Genomic DNA, 463 nt, shown 5'->3' with positions numbered 1-463 from the left:
CTTCTGGCATCCTATGTCGCCATGCTTGCCGAACGGCGGTCCGTGGTTGCGGCAGCGGCTTCGGGCGAAGGCGAGATCCATGCCGTCGCGCACGGCATGGCAAAAGCCGCAGCCCACAATTCGCTGCTTTCACTCATATCAGGCCGAACGGTGTCCAAAACCGGCTCCAATCCCAGGGGAGGCCGCTGATGCGCTACATCTTCGGATGCTGGGCGGCGCCGATGGCGATTTTCTGGGGCTGGTTCTATCTGTCGGCCAATGACATCAATTTCGGCTACGCGATGCTCAGCCGACAGATGCACGACTTCTTCTTCCGGCTCTACGGTCAGATGCTCGGCATCGATCCGGCGATCATCCCCGGCATGGTGGCGAAGACGTGCGTCTTCGACGGGTTGCTGCTGATGGCGCTTTGGGCATTCCGCCGTCGCCGCGAAATCGCCGGCTGGGTCAGACAGCGCTGGGC

General features: G+C 62.2%; 1 protein-coding gene and 1 pseudogene. Both read left to right on the top strand.

All coding sequences use genetic code 11. From position 1 onward, the window contains the following. Positions 1-189 (top strand): annotated as a pseudogene (locus EN969_RS34835) (hypothetical protein); the annotation flags it as partial. Continuing rightward, a partial coding sequence (locus tag EN969_RS34830) for a DUF6105 family protein (RefSeq protein WP_127419976.1) occupies positions 189-463 on the top strand: 275 nt, incomplete at its 3' end. The pseudogene EN969_RS34835 and the gene EN969_RS34830, both read left to right, overlap by 1 nt.

It is taken from the genome of Mesorhizobium sp. M7A.F.Ca.CA.003.01.2.1 (assembly GCF_003998945.1).
Classification (GTDB): Bacteria; Pseudomonadota; Alphaproteobacteria; order Rhizobiales; family Rhizobiaceae; genus Mesorhizobium; species Mesorhizobium ciceri.
This window is presented reverse-complemented; position numbering and strand designations above follow the sequence as displayed.